Source organism: Faecalicatena sp. (genome assembly GCF_058819085.1).
The window spans coordinates 84,824-104,893 of the sequence record NZ_JBZUUL010000018.1; the positions used below are offsets into that span (position 1 = coordinate 84,824).

At 47.6% G+C, this 20,070-nt stretch carries 18 protein-coding genes, 1 tRNA gene and 3 pseudogenes; 6 read left to right on the forward strand and 16 right to left on the reverse strand.

Going from position 1 to position 20,070, the window contains the following annotated elements; all coding sequences use genetic code 11:
* Positions 1 to 100 precede the first annotated feature (100 nt).
* The 3 genes from AC4OGX_RS08595 to AC4OGX_RS08605 all read right to left on the reverse strand — a co-directional run bounded on the left by AC4OGX_RS08595 (position 101) and on the right by AC4OGX_RS08605 (position 4,939).
* Positions 101 to 1,399 (reverse strand): ABC transporter substrate-binding protein, encoded by a 1,299-nt coding sequence (locus AC4OGX_RS08595; RefSeq protein ID WP_493329819.1) that lies wholly within the window; start codon positions 1,397 to 1,399, stop codon positions 101 to 103.
* Between the two features lie 164 nt (positions 1,400 to 1,563).
* On the reverse strand, positions 1,564 to 3,111 hold the full coding sequence (locus AC4OGX_RS08600) for a response regulator transcription factor (protein WP_493329820.1): 1,548 nt from the start codon (positions 3,109 to 3,111) through the stop codon (positions 1,564 to 1,566).
* Positions 3,086 to 4,939, reverse strand: a complete 1,854-nt coding sequence (locus AC4OGX_RS08605) for a sensor histidine kinase (protein ID WP_493329821.1) — start codon at positions 4,937 to 4,939, stop codon at positions 3,086 to 3,088. The genes AC4OGX_RS08600 and AC4OGX_RS08605 overlap by 26 nt, the downstream gene beginning before the upstream one ends.
* A 490-nt stretch (positions 4,940 to 5,429) precedes the next feature.
* Between AC4OGX_RS08605 and AC4OGX_RS08610 the strand changes: the two genes are divergently transcribed.
* Complete coding sequence (locus tag AC4OGX_RS08610; RefSeq protein WP_493329823.1) at positions 5,430 to 6,776, forward strand: MATE family efflux transporter; 1,347 nt, start codon at positions 5,430 to 5,432, stop codon at positions 6,774 to 6,776.
* A gap of 71 nt (positions 6,777 to 6,847) precedes the next feature.
* A tRNA-Ser gene (locus AC4OGX_RS08615) sits at positions 6,848 to 6,933 on the forward strand.
* An 89-nt stretch (positions 6,934 to 7,022) separates the two neighbouring features.
* Here AC4OGX_RS08615 and AC4OGX_RS08620 read toward each other — a convergent pair.
* Positions 7,023 to 7,571, reverse strand: a pseudogene (locus AC4OGX_RS08620) (VapE domain-containing protein); the annotation flags it as partial.
* Between the two features lie 119 nt (positions 7,572 to 7,690).
* Between AC4OGX_RS08620 and AC4OGX_RS08625 the strand changes: the two are divergent.
* Complete coding sequence (locus AC4OGX_RS08625; protein ID WP_493329976.1) at positions 7,691 to 7,966, forward strand: hypothetical protein; 276 nt, start codon at positions 7,691 to 7,693, stop codon at positions 7,964 to 7,966.
* 8 nt (positions 7,967 to 7,974) lie between these two features.
* Here AC4OGX_RS08625 and AC4OGX_RS08630 read toward each other — a convergent pair.
* Positions 7,975 to 8,040: pseudogene (locus AC4OGX_RS08630) on the reverse strand (CHC2 zinc finger domain-containing protein); the annotation flags it as partial.
* On the opposite strand from AC4OGX_RS08630, the gene AC4OGX_RS08635 reads away from it, so the two are divergent.
* The gene (locus AC4OGX_RS08635; RefSeq protein WP_493329977.1) at positions 8,020 to 8,232 is read left to right on the forward strand and encodes a hypothetical protein; all 213 of its coding nucleotides are present in this window, start codon (positions 8,020 to 8,022) and stop codon (positions 8,230 to 8,232) included. The pseudogene AC4OGX_RS08630 and the gene AC4OGX_RS08635 sit on opposite strands and share 21 nt — an antisense overlap.
* 177 nt (positions 8,233 to 8,409) lie before the next feature.
* Here the strand turns inward: AC4OGX_RS08635 and AC4OGX_RS08640 are convergent, their stop codons facing one another.
* The 7 genes and pseudogenes from AC4OGX_RS08640 to AC4OGX_RS08670 form a co-directional block, all read right to left on the reverse strand.
* Positions 8,410 to 9,177 carry an alpha/beta fold hydrolase gene (locus tag AC4OGX_RS08640; RefSeq protein WP_493329825.1) on the reverse strand — a complete coding sequence of 256 codons (768 nt, stop codon included), beginning with the start codon at positions 9,175 to 9,177 and terminating at the stop codon, positions 8,410 to 8,412.
* Between the two features lie 43 nt (positions 9,178 to 9,220).
* Positions 9,221 to 9,409: pseudogene (locus AC4OGX_RS08645) on the reverse strand (helix-turn-helix domain-containing protein).
* Between the two features lie 41 nt (positions 9,410 to 9,450).
* Positions 9,451 to 9,846, reverse strand: coding sequence for a hypothetical protein (locus AC4OGX_RS08650; RefSeq protein ID WP_493329827.1), 396 nt, complete (start codon positions 9,844 to 9,846; stop codon positions 9,451 to 9,453).
* Positions 9,825 to 10,160: an AAA family ATPase gene (locus AC4OGX_RS08655; RefSeq protein WP_493329828.1), complete on the reverse strand. Its 336-nt coding sequence runs from the start codon at positions 10,158 to 10,160 to the stop codon at positions 9,825 to 9,827. Before AC4OGX_RS08655 ends, AC4OGX_RS08650 begins: the two co-directional genes overlap by 22 nt.
* A 60-nt stretch (positions 10,161 to 10,220) precedes the next feature.
* Positions 10,221 to 11,189, reverse strand: a complete 969-nt coding sequence (locus AC4OGX_RS08660) for an aldose 1-epimerase family protein (protein ID WP_493329829.1) — start codon at positions 11,187 to 11,189, stop codon at positions 10,221 to 10,223.
* 35 nt (positions 11,190 to 11,224) lie between these two features.
* Positions 11,225 to 12,709: an FGGY-family carbohydrate kinase gene (locus AC4OGX_RS08665; RefSeq protein ID WP_493329830.1), complete on the reverse strand. Its 1,485-nt coding sequence runs from the start codon at positions 12,707 to 12,709 to the stop codon at positions 11,225 to 11,227.
* A 17-nt stretch (positions 12,710 to 12,726) separates the two neighbouring features.
* Complete coding sequence (locus AC4OGX_RS08670) at positions 12,727 to 14,130, reverse strand: L-fucose/L-arabinose isomerase family protein (RefSeq protein ID WP_493329831.1); 1,404 nt, start codon at positions 14,128 to 14,130, stop codon at positions 12,727 to 12,729.
* A 194-nt stretch (positions 14,131 to 14,324) separates the two neighbouring features.
* Here AC4OGX_RS08670 and AC4OGX_RS08675 point away from each other — a divergent pair, with 194 nt between their 5' ends.
* Positions 14,325 to 15,176 (forward strand): PocR ligand-binding domain-containing protein, encoded by an 852-nt coding sequence (locus AC4OGX_RS08675; RefSeq protein ID WP_493329833.1) that lies wholly within the window; start codon positions 14,325 to 14,327, stop codon positions 15,174 to 15,176.
* Positions 15,177 to 15,315: 139 nt separating this feature from the next.
* On the opposite strand, the gene AC4OGX_RS08680 is transcribed toward AC4OGX_RS08675, so the two are convergent.
* From AC4OGX_RS08680 to AC4OGX_RS08695, 4 genes are all read right to left on the reverse strand, one after another.
* Positions 15,316 to 16,236, reverse strand: a complete 921-nt coding sequence (locus tag AC4OGX_RS08680) for a class II fructose-bisphosphate aldolase (protein WP_493329834.1) — start codon at positions 16,234 to 16,236, stop codon at positions 15,316 to 15,318.
* 157 nt (positions 16,237 to 16,393) lie between these two features.
* On the reverse strand, positions 16,394 to 16,876 hold the full coding sequence (locus AC4OGX_RS08685; RefSeq protein WP_493329835.1) for a GNAT family N-acetyltransferase: 483 nt from the start codon (positions 16,874 to 16,876) through the stop codon (positions 16,394 to 16,396).
* 35 nt (positions 16,877 to 16,911) lie between these two features.
* A complete protein-coding gene (locus AC4OGX_RS08690) occupies positions 16,912 to 17,706 on the reverse strand; it encodes an SseB family protein (protein ID WP_493329836.1) in 795 nt (264 codons plus the stop codon).
* Between the two features lie 208 nt (positions 17,707 to 17,914).
* Complete coding sequence (locus AC4OGX_RS08695) at positions 17,915 to 18,940, reverse strand: aldo/keto reductase (protein ID WP_493329837.1); 1,026 nt, start codon at positions 18,938 to 18,940, stop codon at positions 17,915 to 17,917.
* Positions 18,941 to 19,133: 193 nt separating this feature from the next.
* On the opposite strand from AC4OGX_RS08695, the gene AC4OGX_RS08700 reads away from it, so the two are divergent.
* Positions 19,134 to 20,069, forward strand: a complete 936-nt coding sequence (locus AC4OGX_RS08700; protein WP_493329838.1) for a cation diffusion facilitator family transporter — start codon at positions 19,134 to 19,136, stop codon at positions 20,067 to 20,069.
* The last annotated feature ends 1 nt before the right edge of the window (position 20,070 follow it).

A 20,070-nucleotide genomic window follows, 5' to 3' on the forward strand; every position in this document is an offset into this window, starting at 1 on the left:
ACATCTCAAATTCCCGGGGACCTCTTTTTCATGCCCCTTTTGACCGGGTATCTGCTTTCTATGCGGCAGCTCCTTTTTCAAGCTGTTTACATGTTACTCTCTATTTTGCAAGATTATCAAACTCCGTATCCAGTGTTTTCAGTGTGCCGTCGATATCCTTGCATCCATCCAGGAAGAAGCTGGAAACATCGTTGATAAATGCATCTTCATTCGCACTCGGGAAGCTCTTGGAGGAGATCAGCTTTACTTCACCGCTGTTCATGATATCTGCCGCATCTTTGAATGCGCCCTTTAAGTTGGAAGTATCCACGCCCTTTACGATCGGGATGCCTGCACCTTTTTCTGCATACAGGGAAGCAGATTCAGGGGACATCATATACTCAAGGAACTTCACTGCCTCGTCCTTATGAGGGCTTTCCGCTGCAACAGCCACTGCTGACTCCGGCGGGATCATCGGCATCAGATTGTCCGCCTCGTTATCGGATACAGGCAGGGCGAAAATGCCAAATTCTGCGTCCGGGTTCATCGCGGTTGCATTCGTTACCGTCCAGGTACCGTTCAAGATCATCCCCGCCTCTGCATTTGCCAGCATGGAATAGCAGGTATTCTGATCAGTTCCGAATGGATCGTTATTCATATAAGGGTAGATTTCCTGCAGTTTTGTAAAAAAGCCTTTCCACTGATCGGTATCTGCAAATTTACTTTCCCTGCTCACCAACTCTGCCAGTGCCGGCCCGCCGTTTGCCAGGACCTCTGCACAGTAAACCGTCTGTGAAGTTCCGTTTACCACCCACTGCTCTGAAAAACCGGATGCAATCGGAACGATATCCTTTTTCTTAAGCTTCTCACATACATCCAGGAATTCACTCCATGTCTTCGGAGCTTCCTTGATCCCTGCCTCCTGAAAGGCTGCTTTATTATACGTCACACACATAAAATCATTCGCAATCGGCAGTGCGTATACTTTTCCATCCTTTGTAAATGCATCCAGCATTCCTTCGGAATAATTCTCAAGATTCTGACTTTCGCTGATGTCAAGTACATATCCGCTCGGGACCATGTCCTCCATATCGTTTGCAGAGAAGGAAAACAGATCCGGTACATCCCCTGCCGCAAATCGGGTCATAACCGTCTGGTTAAAGCTGTCAATGGAGGTCTTCTGGATCTCAATGCTGATATCCGGGTTTTCCTCCTCAAAATTGGCGATCACTTCATCCAGCCATGCCACATACTGTTCCTCCGCGGAGCCATTGATGAATTCCAGTGTGACCTTTTCCCCTTCCTCATTGGAAACGTCTTCTGATTTCACGCTCTTGTCTGAATCTGCTTTCCCCGCACATGCCGTCATTCCCAGTGCCATTGCACAGACAAGCATCACTGCAACTGCTTTTCTCTTCATAACCTTACCTCCATAAGTTTGTTTCATTTGATGTACTTATTGTACCTCTGCTTTACTTACCCGGCTGTTTGGATTCTTCTGGTTTTGCCAAAAAAGCTATGGTATTTTCTCACCAAAACACCATAGCTTTTCCCACCGAAAGCAGATTCTATATAAAATCAATCTCATTTTTTCAGGTTTCTTTCAAATTCTACTGATTCCTCTTCTATTTCCTTCTTTCTCAGAAGCATCTGCCTGTACTCCTGAATGGTCATCCCTGTCTGCTTCTTAAAAATCGTACTGAAATAGGACGGATTGCCAATCCCGACCTGCTCTGCGATCTCATAATTCTTTCCATTCGTCTCTTTGATTAGCTCTTTGGCCTTCTCGATCCTGATCTGGTTCAAATACTCCGGAATGCTTTTCTTTGTATCCTTTTTAAAAAGCCCTGAAAAGTATGTCTCATTGAGTGCAACAAACTCAGAAATATCTCCAAGAGATAAGTCTCTCTTATAATTCTGCCTCATATACTGAATCCCCTGTAATACACTGGGATGCATCATATCTGCTTCCCGGTTTCCAAAAAGATGTTCCAGGAACAAATGACATACCTTATGTTTCCTTTGTATCAGCCGGACAGAACCAAGACGTTCTTTCATCTCTGCAAATTCCAGCTTCCCGATCTCATAATGCAGATTTCCTGCTGCCCCATTTAAAAGGAGCAGATAATTCTTCTGGATATTCTCTTCCGAGGGCATTGCCTTTACGATCTCTTCCGTCAGTTCATTCAATGCAGCTGTCGCATCCTCTAAAGTGTAGATTCCCTCGAAGTCCTTCTTTTCTTTCAGAAAATCCTCCTTCCGCTCCTCAAAGCCTTCCTTCACATAATCCCAGATCTGGATCCCTTTCTTTCTGGAAAATCGCCCACATTCTTTGGCCTTTCCGGCTTCCATATACATCTGGTGCAGATCCTTCATCTGAGACCTTTGTCCGCTCACACCGCCCAGATAGTCCTCCTCCTTAAGCAGCAGTTCCAATTTCTTGATGAAACAGTCCCGCTCCTCCATCTGTCTCTTTCGGCTGTGTGCCTCTTTCACCGGAAGTAACAAGAGCCGCTCCCCTTTCACCTGAAGCTCCAGAAGACTCTTCTCCAGCCACTGCTTCTTCTGACCGCCCCCTTCTAACAGATTCCGGGACTGCCAGATCTCATTTAAGTTTTCAATCCTGAACAGATATACTCCTGACTGTGAGCCCAGGTATAACTCCAGAAATACCTCTGCACGCTCATCCACATCTCCTGTTTCCAGACAGGTTAAGATCCGGGAATGCATATGGCTGTCTTTTGCCAGATTTTCCATATGCTTCTCCCAGACATTCTGGATCGTCTGCCCCACATCCTCCTTCTCGATGTCCTGTTTCAGGATATAGTCCTGTGCCCCCAGCTTCATAGATTCTTTGACAAATTCAAAATCATCATAGGCTGACAGCGCAATGATCAGGATGTCCGGGTACTTCTCCTTTAACGCTTTTGTCAGCTCAATCCCGTTCATTACAGGCATGCTCATGTCCGTAATGACCACCTCCACAGCCTGTCCTTCCAGAAATTCCAGAGCTGCCGCCCCATGGACCGCCTCTCCCACAATCTCAAATCCATAGGTATCCCAGTGGATCACCTTTTTTACTGCAAAACGAAAAAACTTATCATCTTCAACTATCAGTACTCTCTTCTTCATCCCCAGATATCCTTTCCGGAATCATCAAAGTAATGGAAGTCCCCTTCCCGGCTTCACTCTCTATCTGATACTCAAAACCGGAGCCGTAGATCATCCTGAGCCTCAATATAATGTTTGTCATCCCGATCCCGTTAAATCCTTTATATTTCTCGGTCTTATTTTCCTCTATTTTTTGCTTCAGGTCAAGCAGCTGCTCCGGCTTCATCCCCATGCCGTTGTCCGCAACACTTAGGCACAGGCGGCCATCTGCAACTTCTCCCCTGACCGCTATCACGCCGTCCGTCCTCGCCGTATCCAGGCCGTGCAGGATACTGTTTTCTATAAAAGGCTGCAGGACAAACCCGACGATCTCAAAAGCCCTCGCTTCTTCCGTCACCGAAATATCCACACGGAAGGCATCCTCATATCTGGCCTGCTGGATGTAAATATAATGCCCGGTATAATCCAGTTCCTCTCCCAGCGTGATAAACTGGTTGGCATGCTTTACCGTAAAACGCAGCAGATTGATGATCGCATCCGCCAGAAGTGCGATCTCTTCCTGCTCCTTTTCATAGGCAAGCCATTTCAGCGATCCCAGTGTATTATACAGAAAATGTGGATTGATCTGTGCCTCCATCACCTGATACTTAAGTTCCTGTTTTTCCTCCTCTTCCTTTAGAGTGAGTTCATTCAATTCATTGATCTTGAGACCCATGTGGTTAAACTGCAGAATCAAAAGGCCGATCTCGTCATAGCAGGCCGGAGATAACCGCCTGGAATAATTTCCCGTCTCATACTGCCTCATTCCCTGCTCGATGATCTCCAGGTTCTTTTTCAGCATCTTATATAGGAAGAAACCAAGCAGCAGTCCGACTCCTAAAAGCACCAGCGTTGTAACCGCCACTTTGGGGATCACGCTGTTCGCCCGCTTCAGGATCAAAGAATAGGGTATGAAACAGATGATATTCCACCGGAACCGCACCGTCCGCATGGGCACCACCAGATAATTCTCCCCGTCCATCTCCTGCCTGGAGGTATACACATAATATCTGCCATCCCGGTAGGAGGTATAGTACTTGAGGGCTTCCTCATCCTGATTCAGACTGTTATTCTTATAAATGGAACCGTCCTCTCCTGTCACAATCAGGTTCTCATCCGATACATAAGGATTGTCCTCATCTTCCAGTTCAAAGAACTTTTCCGATACAGCAAAGACCATTGTGCCTAAGGAACGCATCCCCTTTGTCCCGTCCGGGCGCACTACTCTCCTGATAAAGTAAATCCGGTCCCCTCTCTTCATCCATTTCACCGGCGAAGTTTCCTGCACCTCCCCTTCAAGCGAGGAGAGAATCTTCTGAGCCTCAGTCAGGGAGATCTGTGACCTCTTCGGAGACTGGTCATAATAGTATACTTTCCCGCTTTTCGAGCCCATAATGACAAAATCTGAATATTTGTGCAGGACATTGAACATCAGAAACGTACTGCTTAAGGCAGCCTGGTTCAAGGTATTCTGCCATTGACTGATCTTCGCATCTTCATCATCAAGCAGTCCGCTGATCTCCTGACGGTAAGCCAGTGAATACGAGGAATCCTGAAACTCCCGAATCCGCTCCTCCGCCCGCGCTCCCGTCTGCTTTAACAGACTGACGGCAGAGTCTTTTGCCGTGTCAATCAGTGATTCCTTCATTGTATAGTAACTGATCCCGCCGACCGCCGCGTTACTGATGATTGCAACCAGGACTACATACACCATGAGCTTCGTGCGTATCTTCGAGTCACGCAGCTTTTTCCAGAGATACAGGAAATAGATATGAACTTTTTCATTGATAAAATACTTTACTTTATTCACAATGGATACTCCTGATTATCTTCATAAAAGTTTCTAGTATAAACTACACTAATTTGAATTATACATGAAAGTGATGTGATTTAAAAGTGTTCGGTTACAGTTCACGCGTCTGTTATGGGGCAGCAGATTTGTGCTTGCACAATGGTCTGCTGCCCCATAACAGACGGAGGGAGCGCCAGTTTATGAGCAAAAAGAGCCGTGAAACGGCGAGGAAGCATCGAAGATGCGTTTTGCGAATGGCGCGTGTGAACTGTAACAGTGTTCGCGGCCAGCCTGAAAACATATGTAAAAATCTATTGACTTTTTCTCCCTCTCCCGCTAAAATAAACTTGCTCATCGGAGGGCAGATACTCGTTATAGAAGCGATTTGCCGGATAAGATGGCAGGCTGAAATGTCTGCTCTCTTATCCTTTTTTATTATATAGAATTTAAACTAAATTTTAGGAAGTCTTTCGCCAAAGATAGAACTAAAGTAAGGAGGATCCTACGCATGAAACAAAATATTGACTTAACAAAGGGCCGCATCTTAGGTCCGCTGATGCGCTTTACCCTTCCCATCATGGCCGCGCTGGTCCTGCAGACACTTTACGGCGCAGTCGACCTTCTTGTCGTAGGACAGTTTGCCTCCCCTGCATCGGTTTCAGCCGTTGCCACAGGAAGCCAGGTGCTCTATTCGCTGACCGTCATTATCACCGGACTGGCGATGGGGGTTACGATCCTCATAGGACAGCAGTTCGGACAGCGTAAGGAGGATGAGATCGGGAACACGGTAGGCGCCGGCATCTGTCTGTTTGCGGCACTCAGCCTGGTTCTGACCTGTATCATGCTGGTCATGGCACCGGTTTTTGTCCGCCTGTTAAAGGCGCCGCCGGAGGCCTTTGACTATACCGTTCAGTATGTCATGATCTGTTCCGCAGGAATCCTGTTCATCGCCGCCTACAATACTCTGGGGAGTATTTTCCGGGGGATGGGGGATGCCCGGACACCTCTGATCGCAGTTTTGATTGCCTGCATCGCCAATATCGGCCTGGATCTTCTCTTTGTCGCTGTATTCAGGATGGGTGCAGCCGGAGCGGCCCTGGCCACCATACTCGCCCAGGCATTCAGTGTTGTGCTGTCTCTGATGATTATAAGGAAACGCGGGCTGATCTTCCCCTTCTCCCGGAAACAGATCCGCTTTCACAAAACCATCATTCTGCGGATCATTAAGATGGGAGCCCCCTGTGCACTGCAGGATCTCCTCGTGAGCATTTCCTTCCTGGCAATTACTGCGATCGTAAACCAGCTGGGTGTGATCGCCTCCGCCGGGGTCGGAGTTGCCGAAAAGCTCTGTGGCTTTATTATGCTGGTGCCCTCTGCCTATACCCAGTCAATGTCCGCATATGTGGCACAGAATATCGGAGCCGGACAGCCAAAACGCGCAAAAAGAGGTCTGTACTACGGAATGCTGACCTCATTTTGCTTTGGCATCATCATGAGCTATTTTGCATTTTTCCATGGTGATCTTCTCTCAAGAGTTTTTGCAAAGGACAGTGCTGTTATCCTGGCATCCGCAGAATACCTGAAAGGTTATGCCATAGACACTCTGCTTGTATCCTTCTTGTTCTGCTTTATCGGATACTTCAACGGGTGCGGATGTACCACCTTCGTTATGATCCAGGGGCTGATCGGCGCTTTCGGTGTCAGAATCCCCGTTTCCTACCTGATGAGTAAAGCAGCAGAGGTATCCCTGTTCCATATCGCACTTGCCACACCCTGCTCAACCGTGGTGCAGATTATCCTGTGTTTCATCTTTTTCAGATGGAAAAACAGAAAAATTCAGAAGAAGTTTTTGTAAAAAGTACTGGAGTTTCCTGTAGAAATTTGTTACAATATTTGAGGCACAGTTGAAAACACTGTGCCCCATATGCAGCAGTGGTCGAGTTGGCTGATGGCATCTGCCTCGAAAGCAGAAGAGCGGCAACGCTCCGGGGGTTCAAATCCCTCCTGCTGCGCTTACGCTAAAAGGCACGTTCGGGAAGGAGACTTTTCCTCAACCTGAACGTGCCTTTTTGTACTGTATATTCAGTTGCCTTGTATCACTTTATACCCTCGGTTTTGTCACAATCTTTTCTATCCGGCACTCATGGTGCTTGTCCTGATCATACCTTAATCTGCGGCTTGCCGCAGACCCGCCCGCAGGGCATGAGTTACGGGATGCCCTTTGGGTATAATTAATCCCCACAAGCAATACTTCCCGGCAGTCTTTTACTCTCTGAATATAATTTTTCGCCTTGATCTGTGTGATTGCATCTTCACAGGACTTTCCCATTTTCAGTTCCAGTATGATTGCGCGGATCCCCGCTTGGTACACATTGTCATCGTCCAGCTTGCGAAGGTCATCGGAAAACCACTCGTCTTTCACGGCCAGCAGCCGGAAAAAGGTGGATTTCCCGGCTCCCTGACCGCCCACCAGACAGAGCATGACTTCAAATTTGCAGCCGGGATGAAATGCCCGGTGGATGGCTCCCAGCAGGAACAGCCGCAGGGATTCATAGGTGTACTGGTCGCTGTCGGCTCCTAAAAAGTGGTGCAGACAGGTACGGATACGCTCGGTTCCGTCCCATGAAAGGCCGTTCAGATAGTCCCGGAGATTGCTCACTTCCTTTCCACAGTCGATGATAAGGGCTGCCCGTTCCTCCATGTCCGGGGAGAACAGCACATCCAGCAGATAGTCCACATAGTCCTGCTTTTGCAGGGCTTCCACAAACAGTGGGTAGAAATCCTCGTCTGGCGTCTTGGGGCATAGTCCCGTTTCCAGCAGCGCAGCAGGTTTCGATAGTCGCACAGCACCCGGAAGCAGTAACGCTCCATGCGGCGGAACCGCTGTTCCGGGGTTTCCTTCCGGGGCTTCCTGTGGCGGGGCGGCTCCTTGTCCTCATAGGGGATGGAAAACACCTGCGCCAGCATAAGGGCGGCTTCCTTGGGGCTGACAGGCTGACAGCTTCCAGACGGGAAACAAAGTCGATCACATCCCCGTCTGCCTGACAGCCGAAACAGTGAAAGCGCCTGTCAACCTTCATGCTTGGGTTTTTGTCGGCATGGAAGGGACAGACGCACATCCCGTTCCGTCTCACCCGGATTCCGAAATGCTCGGCAGCCTGCCGGGTGGTAACAGACTGCTTGACAGCTTCAAATACATTCAACTAAATCCTCCTGAAAATAAGAAAAGCGCCTGTCATTCTCGAAAAGAAAATGGCAAGCGCCTGTTAAAGTTCAGTCATTTTCAATATGCTCGGCATGGATTTTTATAAGCTGCCCCCTGATGAACAGAAAACATTCAAAAAAGTTTTGTCAAAATCTCCAGCTATTAAAAACAGCCTGGTCAACTTCCGGCGCAAGAGAAAATGAAAACAGCCGTTGCGGGAATGACTCCTACAACAGCTGTTTTCCCATAGATATCTCATAACTAATGGATAAAATAGGACTTTTTATTTCAGGCACTTTGAAATAGCCCTTGCCAATCCTTTCGGGTTTTCCCATGCCATTGAATGTCCCGCAGCTGGGACGATTTCAACATGAATATTATGACGTTGCAATTCCTCATAATCTCCATCTGGCAGGGATTTTTCTCCAAAAATAAATCCTTTTTGAACTGGTAGTTCATATAACAATGTCCGCCACGATGGATTACCGCCATAAAGTGCGCATTTCAACAAGCGATATATCGCAAGAGGAGAACAGTTGGACAATGTGGCAGCCCACATTGTGTTTCCATGCAGAGCGCTTTCGGTTATCAATTGTGTAAATTTCTTTGCTACAAACTCTCCTTCACAAAACTGTGCTATTTGATAGCTACTGGTACCCTCTTTGCTTGGATCAAGATTTGATTCGCTAAGGATCAAAGCCCTCAAATGGCTTTCACAGAGTTTTGCTAGTTCAATTGCCACTGGGCCGCCTAGGCTATGTCCAAAAAGGATAAACTCATTGATGTTTAAACCATCAACAAAAGATTTCAAATAAGATACATGTGAATGAACACTATAATCAAAGTTTTCAGGCTTATCACTATATCCGGCTCCCAACAAATCTACCAAGATTCGCCGATGACCTTCTAGTTCACTTTGGACTGCCACTTGCGGATAATCAAATGAACCTGCACATCCCAACCCATGAAAAAACAAGATTGGAATATCATCTCCCGGAAAGTCGTTATATCTCATATGACAATTTAATTCATTAATATAATACTCTTCCACTATATTTTTCTCCTTATGAATAACTGATATTATGTGTCCTTGTCTATTTTTTCAGCTCAATAACGTCTGAAATGTTACAATCTAAAGCATTACAAATGCGCAGTAATGTTTCCATACTAATATGCTTTCCTTTGCCCATATTGGTGGTCAGACCTGCGGCAAGCCGCAAGTCCTCTTTCCTCATGCCGCGCTCCTTTAGGGTGTCTCATAGCGGCTGGTAGCTGATGTACATAGGCTCCGCCTCTCTTTCCATCGTCAACTGTTCTGCACCCATTATAGCAGAAATCTTGTGTTTCCACGATATTTCTTGACCGCACCGCCGGTTCCGTCTGGATTGTGCTTTTCCTTTCTTGATTTTGTTACATCTACTTCGCCATTAACTGGATAATCCCCATCATACCAGTACTTTAACTCTTCATAGCTTACGCTCTTATTTTCCTCGCACAGTTTCCTGACTTCCTCTTCACTCAGCCCGAAAAATACTTCATAAATATAGTCATTCATAAAGTTATATTCCCGGAACATGTTCAGTTCAGATCCGCTTGAATACTTAGCAATAGGCAGAATTCCTGTCAAATATGCCAATTCTACATATGGCTGGTCTTTGAGCAGACTCTTGATAAACTTAAGATACTGTGTCTGATCGTTTACTCTTCGTAAGAACTGCATCCATCCGGCATTCTGCTGAAATCAATATAAATAACATGATGCTTATTTAAGTGTTCCTCATAAGTCTGATCCGCAGCAATAGACAGCTGATCGAATAATGCATGACTGTCCAGATCTTTTGTATAATACGCTCCCAGCATGTTTGCATTCGTCGTCTTCCCGAAACGTCTCGGCCTGGTAATGCATACATAGCAGTCATTCGTACCGATCAGCCGGTTCAGTCTGCTAATCATCATGCTTTTATCTACATAAATCTTCTGATTCCGTACTTTTCTAAAATGAATCATTGGATATGGTGTGTTCAGATAATTCATTCCATACACCTCCCTTTTCATCATTATAGACAATTTCCCGGATTTCAGCAATGTAAAATTTTACTCTTCCGGGTAAGCCCTCACCTTCACCTCATAAGTCACCAATTCCCCTGGTTCTAGAAACTTCAGCATCCCATTTCTGCGCATCACGTCCCTTCCGTCCGGGTAACAGTTCCCGCATTCCAGACCAAGCACATAATCCCGCACTCCCATCATCTTCCATTCCACGAATCCATCCAGCACCTTGGGATCAAAAGTGATCTCCAGTCCCTGCCCGATCTTAGGCTGGTAGATAGAAGCCTTTCCTTCCTTGTCAAACTTATGGTAATAACATCTCTCCACATAGCCCGCCTCTGGTTTGATGATGTGCATCCAGTTCTCAAGATCCTCTGCCGCATGCTCATCACGTGGCAGCACCTCAGCAGAAGGGATCTCCAAGATGCTGTCCTCATCCAGCAGCGGATACCCCATATTCATATGATACAGAATCTCCAACGGCTGTTCAGTATTCCCGGTATTCTCGATCCGATCCCTGATCACAAACTCATTTTCCTCAAGGCTCACCCTGATCTCACGGTTCAGGCGGTACTTTTTGGCAAACAGATACTCATCCCTTATCTCCGCCCTGACAACCAGGTGCTTCTCCTCCTCAAACCAGTACACATGGTCTGCCGGAGTATTCGCGATCGTACCATGTAACGGAAGCTCTTCCCCTTCATCTACACAGGGAGACCCGACTGCCTGAAGACCGCAGGTCGTCAAAAATCCCGCCGTAAATGTTTTCAGCCAGTTCGAACCAGTGCTGTCATAGTACGCGGGAGCAGCATAACCACAAGGTGAAAAATATGACATATTGATCCCCCTGTACCGAAGTCTTGAGATATCCGCGCATCTGTCCAGGGAAAGCGTCAGCTCCAGCCCTTTCCCATTATGAACTTCCAGAAGACGCATCCCGTCCCCTTTTCCTCCGACAAGCCTGTGTTCCTCGATACCATAAATCTGTGAATCATGTCCTATATATGGGTTCATAACACAACTTCCTTTCTTTCGCAATTAAATAATTTCTATATCAACGGCCGCACCGCTTTGTACAACTCACGGTAGCGCATATAAACTTCCATATATTTCTCATGCATCTCTGTATCCGGCTCATATACCTTCTTTTTCTCTACCATATGTGCTGCCGCATCCTCCAGGTCCCGGAAGCACCCTGCTGCAATTCCGGTAAGCATTGCACTTCCCACGGTACCAGCATCCACGGTATTGAGCGCCGTGATCGGAAGCTTTAGTATATCCGCCTTCATCTGCATCCACACCTCTGACTTTGCACCGCCCCCGGTCGCATGGAGCATCTGGAAATGAACTCCCGAATCTTTCAGGTATTCCATATTCAGGAGCATCTCATAAACGACCCCTTCCATACATGCCCGGTAAATCTCACTGACTGAAGTATCCGTCGTAAGTCCCACGATCACGCCTTTTGACCCGGTATCCATATAAGGAGTCGCAGCTCCGGCAAAGTGTGGAAGGACCAGAAGCCCAGTGGGCTCCTTTACAGTTCCCTCCAGCATCTCATTCACAGAGATTCCCTGTTCCTGTGCCAGCTCCTTTTCCTTCTTAGCCAGCGTATCCACACACCACTGGATCAACGCGCCGCCTGTATAGGAAAATGCATAGCAGACATATTTCCCCGGGATGACGTAAGGCACAACCGCATAGTTTCCTTGATACATGACCTCCAGCTCTGGAAGGCCGTCATAGATCGGTGTGATGCACTCCACGGTTCCCGCACCATCCACCGCCTGAGCGGAATCAAAAACTCCTGCCCCGACCGCTGCTGCCACCTGATCATGGCTGATGGAGATGATCTGCGTGTCCGGTGCAAGACCTGTAAGCCTGGCGATATCCTTAAGGATGGGCCCTGCAGAAGTCCCCGCAGGCACTGCCTTTGACATGAGATTTACATCGATTCCTGCCTTATCAAAGATCTCGTCACTCCACTTCAGAGAAGTGATGTCAAACGCCATCGTTCTGGCGGCCAGAGAGTAATCGATCTGGGCGGTTCCTGTCAGATGAAACACCACATAATCCTCCATCAGAAAAATATGCTCTGCCTTTTGATATATTTCCGGTTTGTGCCGTTTCATCCACATGAGCTTCGAAATACTGTACATAACATGTGGCTTCACTCCTGTGATAGACGCGATATTCATCCCGCCGATCTTTTCGATCAGCTCTTCACATTCCCTGGCCCCGCGGGGATCTGTATAGAGCATGGCCAGATGCAGCGGACTGCCTTTCTCATCCGCCAGCACAAAAGTCTCTCCGAAGCTGGTCACGCCGATTCCCGCTATATCCGGATACTGAGCGGCCATTTCCTTCATCACTTCCAGAACCCCCGCCAGGATCGTCCCGGCATCAATCTCATGCTCACTCTTATGACGGGCAGCCGGGTAATCCCGGTATGCCTTATCCAGGTATCTGCCATTCGAGTCAAATACTGTCAGCTTGCAGCCCGTCGTCCCTATATCTAAACCTACGATCTTCATATTCTTCCCCTCTGGACCTATCGGTCAATCTCTACCCAGTCATAGTGCAGATAAGTTGTAAATGCTTCCTTCAGGATCTCCTTCATATGCCCCATGCCCACAGAGGTATGGTGTTTGAAGCCTCCCCGTGCAAGCCTGATCAGCTTCTCCTGCAGATCCGGGATCTCAGCAACACCGCCGCATCCGAAGAAGCTCTCCTCGATCGGATCGTCCGTGAATCTCGCCTCACTCGCATATACGATGATCTTCCCGTCTTTTGTCTGGCAGTTGGAGAAGGTCATGTCAAATGGCCTGATCCTTCCTTCGTTGCTTCCCCATCCGGAACCCGGATCGCCCTTTGCAAACATCTTATGCTCTGTCACAGTTCCTTTTCCTGCCATCAATGTCTGCGGAACCGGACCGCAGTGGAAGAGGATCACCTTGTTTTCATCATCACCGTAATTATTGTTCCAATCCAGAACCGTCGTCGGATTTTCGCTTGCCAGACTCATGGCACGCATGGTCAGGGCGGAGCACATGTCGATCTCACAGGATGCCGTGATTCCTCTGTCGTTCAGCTCACTGAGCAATACACATGGACAGATGCGTAAAACCGTCTCCATCTCATTCCAGCAGCGCAGTGTCAGGGCGTCTAACTGGTATTCCTCAATATATTCGTCGATCACAACCGCCAGCTTTGCAAGTGTGAGCATATTACTTTGAGGCACTTTAGAAAAGTCTGTATAATTTTTCAGCCGGTCGATCTTCGCCTCAACTGCCTCGTCATCATCCGCCTTCTGCCCTACCTTGAAAAATACCTCGGAAAGGTCGAAGGACTCCACATTGATTCCATATTTCTGCAATGCGATCTCATCAAACCGGACCGTCTTAAACGCCGTTGTCCTTGCTCCGATGCAGCCTACATTGAAGCGCTTCATCCCATTTACCACACGGCAGACAGCCGCAAAATCTTTGAGATTTTCCGCAAAAGCAGGGGACAGCGGATGTACCACATGAGGCTTCATCACAGTAAACGGAACCTGATATTGGGTGAACACATCCGTAACGGAAAATTTGCCGCAGTATGCATCTCTTCTATGTGCAAAGTCCATTTTTCCGATCTCATCCGGGTATGCCTGCATCAGGATCGGAACCCCTGCATCCCGAAGTGCTGTGATGGCTCCATTTTCATCTGCAAAGATCGGCATAGAGAAGATCACTCCGTCATACTCCCCGTCATGTTCTTTCAGCCAGTTTGCATATAAAAGCCCTTCTTCCCTGGTCTCCACACCGCCGTATCTGGTAAGCTCTGCATCCATAGCGATATAATCATATCCGGCATCTGTCACAGCCTTGATCATATCCTCCCTTGCTCCGTAGATCAACTCTCCCGGCATAAATCCGCGATTACAAAAACATAAGGCAAATGTCATTTTCTTCATCCTTTTTTCCTCCTGATATTACAATATGTACATACGTTTACGTTATCTTTATTGTACCGAAACAGCTCAATATAAATATATAGTATTCTGTTCTTTTTTCTTTGAATTTGTTCGCCGCTATGATATGATGATACCAAAATCCCCCGTGCGGTGCGCCCCACAGTGATTATGATTCATTAAAAAGGAGGAGACCCATGATTTCAACCTTTAATCTGACCAAGCTGAATTCACTTTTGAAAGACTTTTTTACGATCACACAGATCCGGATCACCGTATTTGATGAGACCTTCCGCGAGCTCGCCTCCTACCCGGAGCAGATCGCTCCCTTCTGCCAGCTTCTGCGTACAGATGAAAATGCAGGAAAGGAGTGCCGCCGCTGTGATGCCATTGCCTGCGAGACTGCATCCAGGCAGCATACCTCCTACACCTACCGCTGCCATGCGGGTCTGACAGAGAGCATCGCTCCGCTTTACATGGGCAATCTCGTGATCGGATACTTATTGTTTGGACATGTCTTTTCCTATTCCTCCCACGAGGAGGGCTGGAAGATCATCAAAGAATTGTGCAAAGGCTATCATGTTGATATGGGCGAATTAAAAGAAGCCTGCTGGGAACGTCCCGTGATCTCAGAAAACTATATCGAATCTGCCTCCCACATCCTGCAGGCTGTTGCATCCTACCTCTGCCTGGAACGGATGGCGATCCTGGGTCAAAAAGAGCTGCCCGTGCTGATCGACGAATATATCATGGAGCATTACACCGAGGACATCGACGTGAGGTCCATCTGCGAGCATTTCAAGATTGGAAAGACCTCCCTTTACGAGATCGCAGACCAGAACTACGGGACAGGGATCGCCGCCCATATCCGAACCCTCCGCATCGAGAATGCCAAATCGCTTCTTGCCACCCACCCGGAGATGAATATCAGCGAGATCGCATCCGCATGCGGCTTTAATGACTATAATTACTTTATTACGATCTTCAAACGCCTGGCCGGTATGTCACCAAAACAGTATCGTCAGTCCAGCCGGAAAGACTTCCTGTAAGCCACTGCTAAAAGAGCTGCTTCTTTGAAAAATCCATTGCTAAAAAGAAGCCATCGCTAAAAAGATGTCACCGTTTATAAAGGTCATAACGAAAAAACAGGAGAGCAACCCATTTCGGAACGCTCTCCTGTACACTTTTTTATTTCATTGAAAATATTTCCATTGCTTTTTTGCAGTTTTCTTTCATTGCCTGTGTTCCCCACTGCACAATATCATGATACATGATCGGGGTATCCTTACCACTCTCCACTAAGGAGTAGCAGTACTTATACTTCTTCCCATTCTTCTCGACCGGAATACAGCCCATCCGAAACTGATCTGCCACAGTCTCGCCGCCTGCGATCGCCATGTAGGTATAATAATTCACCTTCCGCACGCCCTTTGAGATAGCTGTCCTGAAATCTTCTCTGCTCACGCCGGAACCGCCGTGCATAACAACCGGGATATGTGCCTTTTTCCTGACATTCTCCACCACGCTAAAATCCAGCTTCGGTTCACTGATATAGACTCCATGGGTTGTCCCAAAAGAGCAGGCCAGTGCATCGATCCCTGTCATCTCCACAAACTTCTTTGCCTGGTCCGGATCCGTATAGATCTTCTCCGGGTCTTTCTCCGCCTGGGCAGTTCCTGCTCCTGTCTCTCTCCTTCCCATACATCCGATCTCGGCCTCCACGGATGCCCCCGTCCGCTTCGCCATAGAAACGACCAGCTGCGTGTTCGCCGCATTTTCTTCAAAGGAAAGGGTAGATCCATCATACATCACGGAAGTAAAGCCCATCTCCAGAGCGCGGTACACGTATTCCACCGTCTCACCGTGATCCATATGTACAGCCACCGGCACCCTGGCGCGCTTTGCCAGTTCCAGCATGATCGGTCCGATCGTATCCAGAGGCATGATGGACTCGTGCGCCTGCGCATGCTGGATGATCACCGGAACGTTCAGCTCCTCCGCCGCACCAATGACAGCCATGATGGACTCCAGATTCGGAGTATTAAAAGAGCCTGCTGCGCAACCCCTTGCCTCACATAAGTTTAATATTTCCTTCAAAGTTACTAACATTCTTACTTCCTCCTGTCATCCTTCAAACCTTCTCTGCATCCATCATATACCTTTTCTGATCCCGGATGATAGTGGAAAACGTTCAAATAACTTTGAATTTGTTCGATATTTCGATCCACAGTAAACATAGATCCCTGCATACGGAAAAAGTACTTTATCACAATACCAGCCGCATCTGATGCCAGACGACACCTCCATGAGAGGAATCCGAGACACCCTCATCCACAAACCCGAACCTTGCATAATAATGCACCAGCTGTTCCTTGCAGGTGAGTACCACTCCGGACCTGTGATGAGCCTTAGCATCCTCGATCATCTGCTTTAAAAGCATCCCTGCACAGCCCTGTCTTCGATAAGGCGGGATCACATCCAGTCCAAATATCATCTGCCATTTTCCCTTTTCATCATGAAGGCCGGCATTCTCATACATCTCGTCACGCAGGTCTTTTTCATTCGTCACCATCCCGTTCACAAACCCGATGATCTCGCTGCCGTCAACAAGCAGCCAGTAATGATCCGGGTACACAGACAGTCTGTGTGCAAAGTCTTCCCTTTTAGCAGCCTCCGCTTCCGGAAAGCATTGGGACTCAACAAGCGTGACCGCATCTAAGTCCTCCATTAATGCCATTCTAATCTCCATGTTTTCCTCCGCAGACTTTATCAGTAAGTTATTCTCTATCCTTTTGCAAAGCGGTTCAAAAGATTCGGGATCATACTTTTTGCGATCACCGTATTCATTCCCTGAGGATTCACAACAACTCCCTCAACACTCTTTCCCAGTACCTTCTCGATATTCACAAACTCTATGATGTTCGCCTTAAACTTCCCTTCCTTGTTGAACTTCTGGAATTCGCTGTAATCTGTAAAGATCGGCTGGAACATCTTATCTTCCTTATTCTTCACACACGGGATCTTAATATTAGATCCATCCGGCCGTATGGTCTCTCCTTCGACCTCGATCGGCATGAAGAACTTGGAACGGATCAGGTTCACCACCATCTCCTCCTCCAGCTCGGGCAGCTTCGGCTTCTCATTATTAGGCACTGCCCTAAGCAGCTCCTGCATAAAATACAACCCGGTCAACTGCATCTGGGGATTCATAAGAGGCTGTTTTTCCTTCGGAAGCTTCGAATGATCCGGTGCCTTGACCAGCTGCTCCAATAAGATCTTCGTGGTCTGCTCTTCCTCCACAAACACGATCTCATTGACTCCCAGCAGATAAAGCCCGCTATAGAACCCGAGGAGCTGTTTATTCTCCAGACGCACCACCATCAGGATATCTTTCATCTCATCTCTTCGTTTTTCTCCGAACTCTTTTGCCTTATCTTCCGTAGTGAATACCCAGATCTGATCGTTAAAAGACTCCTCATCGCATGTAATGAAGGGCATTCTGGTTCCCTGACTGAAAGCTACATATGTTTGGTCAAGCTTCTGCATCTTCCTGACCTGGATCTGATAATTATTTTCCATGATAAACCTCGATTCATTTGTTTTCCTTAAATTATACTATAGGATTTCGATGGAATCAAACCAAAACCCTAAAGTCCCCTTCTTTTCTCTTTTCACACGGTAAAGGACCTGGCTGATCTTCGTATCAAAAGTAGAAAATTACTGCTGTTCCGCTGACCTGGCCGAAAAATAACAATTAATAGCCAGGATAGAAAAAATGGCTGCAGCACTATACCGTAACCTCACCCGCTAAGATCCTTTTATAATCTTCGTAATTCTTTCTCAAAAGTTCCGGTGTGTTCAGTTCATAAGGACACTTCTTCCTGCACTGTCCACAGTTTATGCAGTCCTCGATCTTCTTCATATTCTCCTGCCACTCTTCTCCCAGCCAGCCTGCAGACGGGGCCCGCCTAACCATCAGTGACATCCTTGCACAGTTGTTGATCTGAATCCCCGCCGGACATGGCATACAATACCCACATCCGCGGCAGAAATCTCCGTTCAGCTCCTTTTTCTCCTTCTCGATAAACGTAAGGATCTCATCGTCCAGCTGCGGTGCATCTGTCATATAAGCCAGCCATTCCTCAAGCTCCTCCATTCTCTGCACGCCCCATATCGGCACCACATTATCAAACTGTGACATATAGGCAAATGCCGCTTTCGAATGGTTGATCAATCCTCCTGCCAGTCCCTTCATAGCGATAAATCCCATATTTTTCTCCCGGCACATCTTGACCAGATTCACTTCTTTCTCCGCCGACAGATAACTTAAGGGATACTGCAGCGTCTCATACAGCCCGGATTCCACACATTCCTTTGCCACCTCCAGCTTATGCGCCGTCACACCGATGTGCCTGATCTTCCCCTGCTCTTTCGCTTCCAGCATACACTCATACATTCCCGTCCCATCTCCCGGCCGGTAACACACATCTACACAATGGAATTGATAGATATCGATATAGTCTGTTTTCAACAGCTTCAAAGAGGTCTCAAGCTGACTTTTAAACTCTTCTGGTGAACGGGCCATTGTCTTGCTTGCTATGTATATCTTCTCGCGGATCTCCTCAAAAGCATGTCCCAGCTTTTCCTCGCTGTCACTGTACGCTCTCGCGGTGTCAAAGAAAGTCATACCGCCCTCATAAGCCCTTCTCAATATCTTGACTGCCTGCTCCAGATCCACCCGCTGGATCGGAAGTGCTCCAAACCCATTCTGGGGTACCGTGATCCCCGTTGTTCCCAACGTAACCTGTTTCATATCATTCACTCCTTCATGTGATCCTTTGGATCGCTGTTTTTCGTACTGTCTGTTTTTACCAGTTTCTTCTATTATACACACTTTCCCTGCAAAACAAAAGGAAAAGCAGGCTCCATACCTCGGCTTGTCAATTCACTGGAAATATCGTAAAATAGACTTTTAGAACAAACGAATCATTTAGGAGGTCTATTTTATGCACGTCGGTGCAAAAGCTCAGAAAAAAGAAAAATCTGCCATGACTGTTTCACTTTACGGAAACATTGTGTTCGTTATCCTGGAGCTTGTCATGGCCGTGTACACCAGCTCCCAGGCCGTGCTGCTGGATGCAGTATATGACGGCGTCGAGTTTTTCATGCTCCTGCCGTCCATATTTCTGATCCCTCTGCTCTATCAGCCATCCAATGAGAAACATCCCTTTGGCTATATGCAGATCGAATCCATGTTCGTTGTGGTCAAGGGAGTAACAATGGCCGCCGTTACCATCGGATTGATCTTTAATAACATCGATATCATGCTCCACGGCGGGCGCACAGTCTCCTTCGGAACGATCGCCTGGTTTGAACTGGCTGCCTGTATCCTCGGTGTCGCAGTGTCCATTTACCTGCGCAGAAAAAATAAAGTAATGAACTCCCATCTGGTAGAGATGGAGATGAACGGGTGGCAGATCGACAGTGTGGCGTCCCTTGGTATGGCCGTTGCCTTTTTCCTGCCCGTTGTGATTCCTTTCGGGCCTTTGAAAGGCATCATCCCTTATCTGGATCAGCTCATCACTGTTGTCCTGTCCATTTTCATGATCCCGACTCCGATCAGGGCGGTGATCTCCGGGCTGAGGGATCTCTTCCTGCTGCCGCCGGAGGAAGAGACTGTGGAGGAGATCAAGGAGACCGTGGAGCCGATCCTGGAAGCCTACGGTTATGAAAAGCTGTACTATGACATCGTCCGCACCGGACGCAAGCTGTGGATCAGCGTCTATATCACATTTGACAGGGATGAAGTCTCCATCAGCCGGTTTAAGATCGTACAGAATTTCTGTATCCAGGCACTCGCAAAGAAATATTCCGATTTTTACTTTGAGCTCCTGCCCGATATCGAGTTCGTGCCGAATGAAAAAAAGAAAGAAGGGGTATAGA

Bases quoted from the DNA above. Each gene is read 5' to 3' on its own strand.
- AC4OGX_RS08610 (WP_493329823.1), top strand. From the start codon at position 5,430: ATGAAACAAAATATTGACTTAACAAAGGGCCGCATCTTAGGTCCGCTG.
- AC4OGX_RS08670 (WP_493329831.1), bottom strand. From the start codon at position 14,130: ATGAAGAAAATGACATTTGCCTTATGTTTTTGTAATCGCGGATTTATG.
- AC4OGX_RS08660 (WP_493329829.1), bottom strand. From the start codon at position 11,189: ATGAACCCATATATAGGACATGATTCACAGATTTATGGTATCGAGGAA.
- AC4OGX_RS08680 (WP_493329834.1), bottom strand. From the start codon at position 16,236: ATGTTAGTAACTTTGAAGGAAATATTAAACTTATGTGAGGCAAGGGGT.
- AC4OGX_RS08655 (WP_493329828.1), bottom strand. From the start codon at position 10,160: ATGAATTATCTGAACACACCATATCCAATGATTCATTTTAGAAAAGTA.
- AC4OGX_RS08700 (WP_493329838.1), top strand. From the start codon at position 19,134: ATGCACGTCGGTGCAAAAGCTCAGAAAAAAGAAAAATCTGCCATGACT.
- AC4OGX_RS08635 (WP_493329977.1), top strand. From the start codon at position 8,020: ATGGAAGGGACAGACGCACATCCCGTTCCGTCTCACCCGGATTCCGAA.
- AC4OGX_RS08600 (WP_493329820.1), bottom strand. From the start codon at position 3,111: ATGAAGAAGAGAGTACTGATAGTTGAAGATGATAAGTTTTTTCGTTTT.
- AC4OGX_RS08695 (WP_493329837.1), bottom strand. From the start codon at position 18,940: ATGAAACAGGTTACGTTGGGAACAACGGGGATCACGGTACCCCAGAAT.
- AC4OGX_RS08690 (WP_493329836.1), bottom strand. From the start codon at position 17,706: ATGGAAAATAATTATCAGATCCAGGTCAGGAAGATGCAGAAGCTTGAC.
- AC4OGX_RS08685 (WP_493329835.1), bottom strand. From the start codon at position 16,876: ATGGAGATTAGAATGGCATTAATGGAGGACTTAGATGCGGTCACGCTT.
- AC4OGX_RS08595 (WP_493329819.1), bottom strand. From the start codon at position 1,399: ATGAAGAGAAAAGCAGTTGCAGTGATGCTTGTCTGTGCAATGGCACTG.
- AC4OGX_RS08665 (WP_493329830.1), bottom strand. From the start codon at position 12,709: ATGAAGATCGTAGGTTTAGATATAGGGACGACGGGCTGCAAGCTGACA.
- AC4OGX_RS08675 (WP_493329833.1), top strand. From the start codon at position 14,325: ATGATTTCAACCTTTAATCTGACCAAGCTGAATTCACTTTTGAAAGAC.
- AC4OGX_RS08650 (WP_493329827.1), bottom strand. From the start codon at position 9,846: ATGCAGTTCTTACGAAGAGTAAACGATCAGACACAGTATCTTAAGTTT.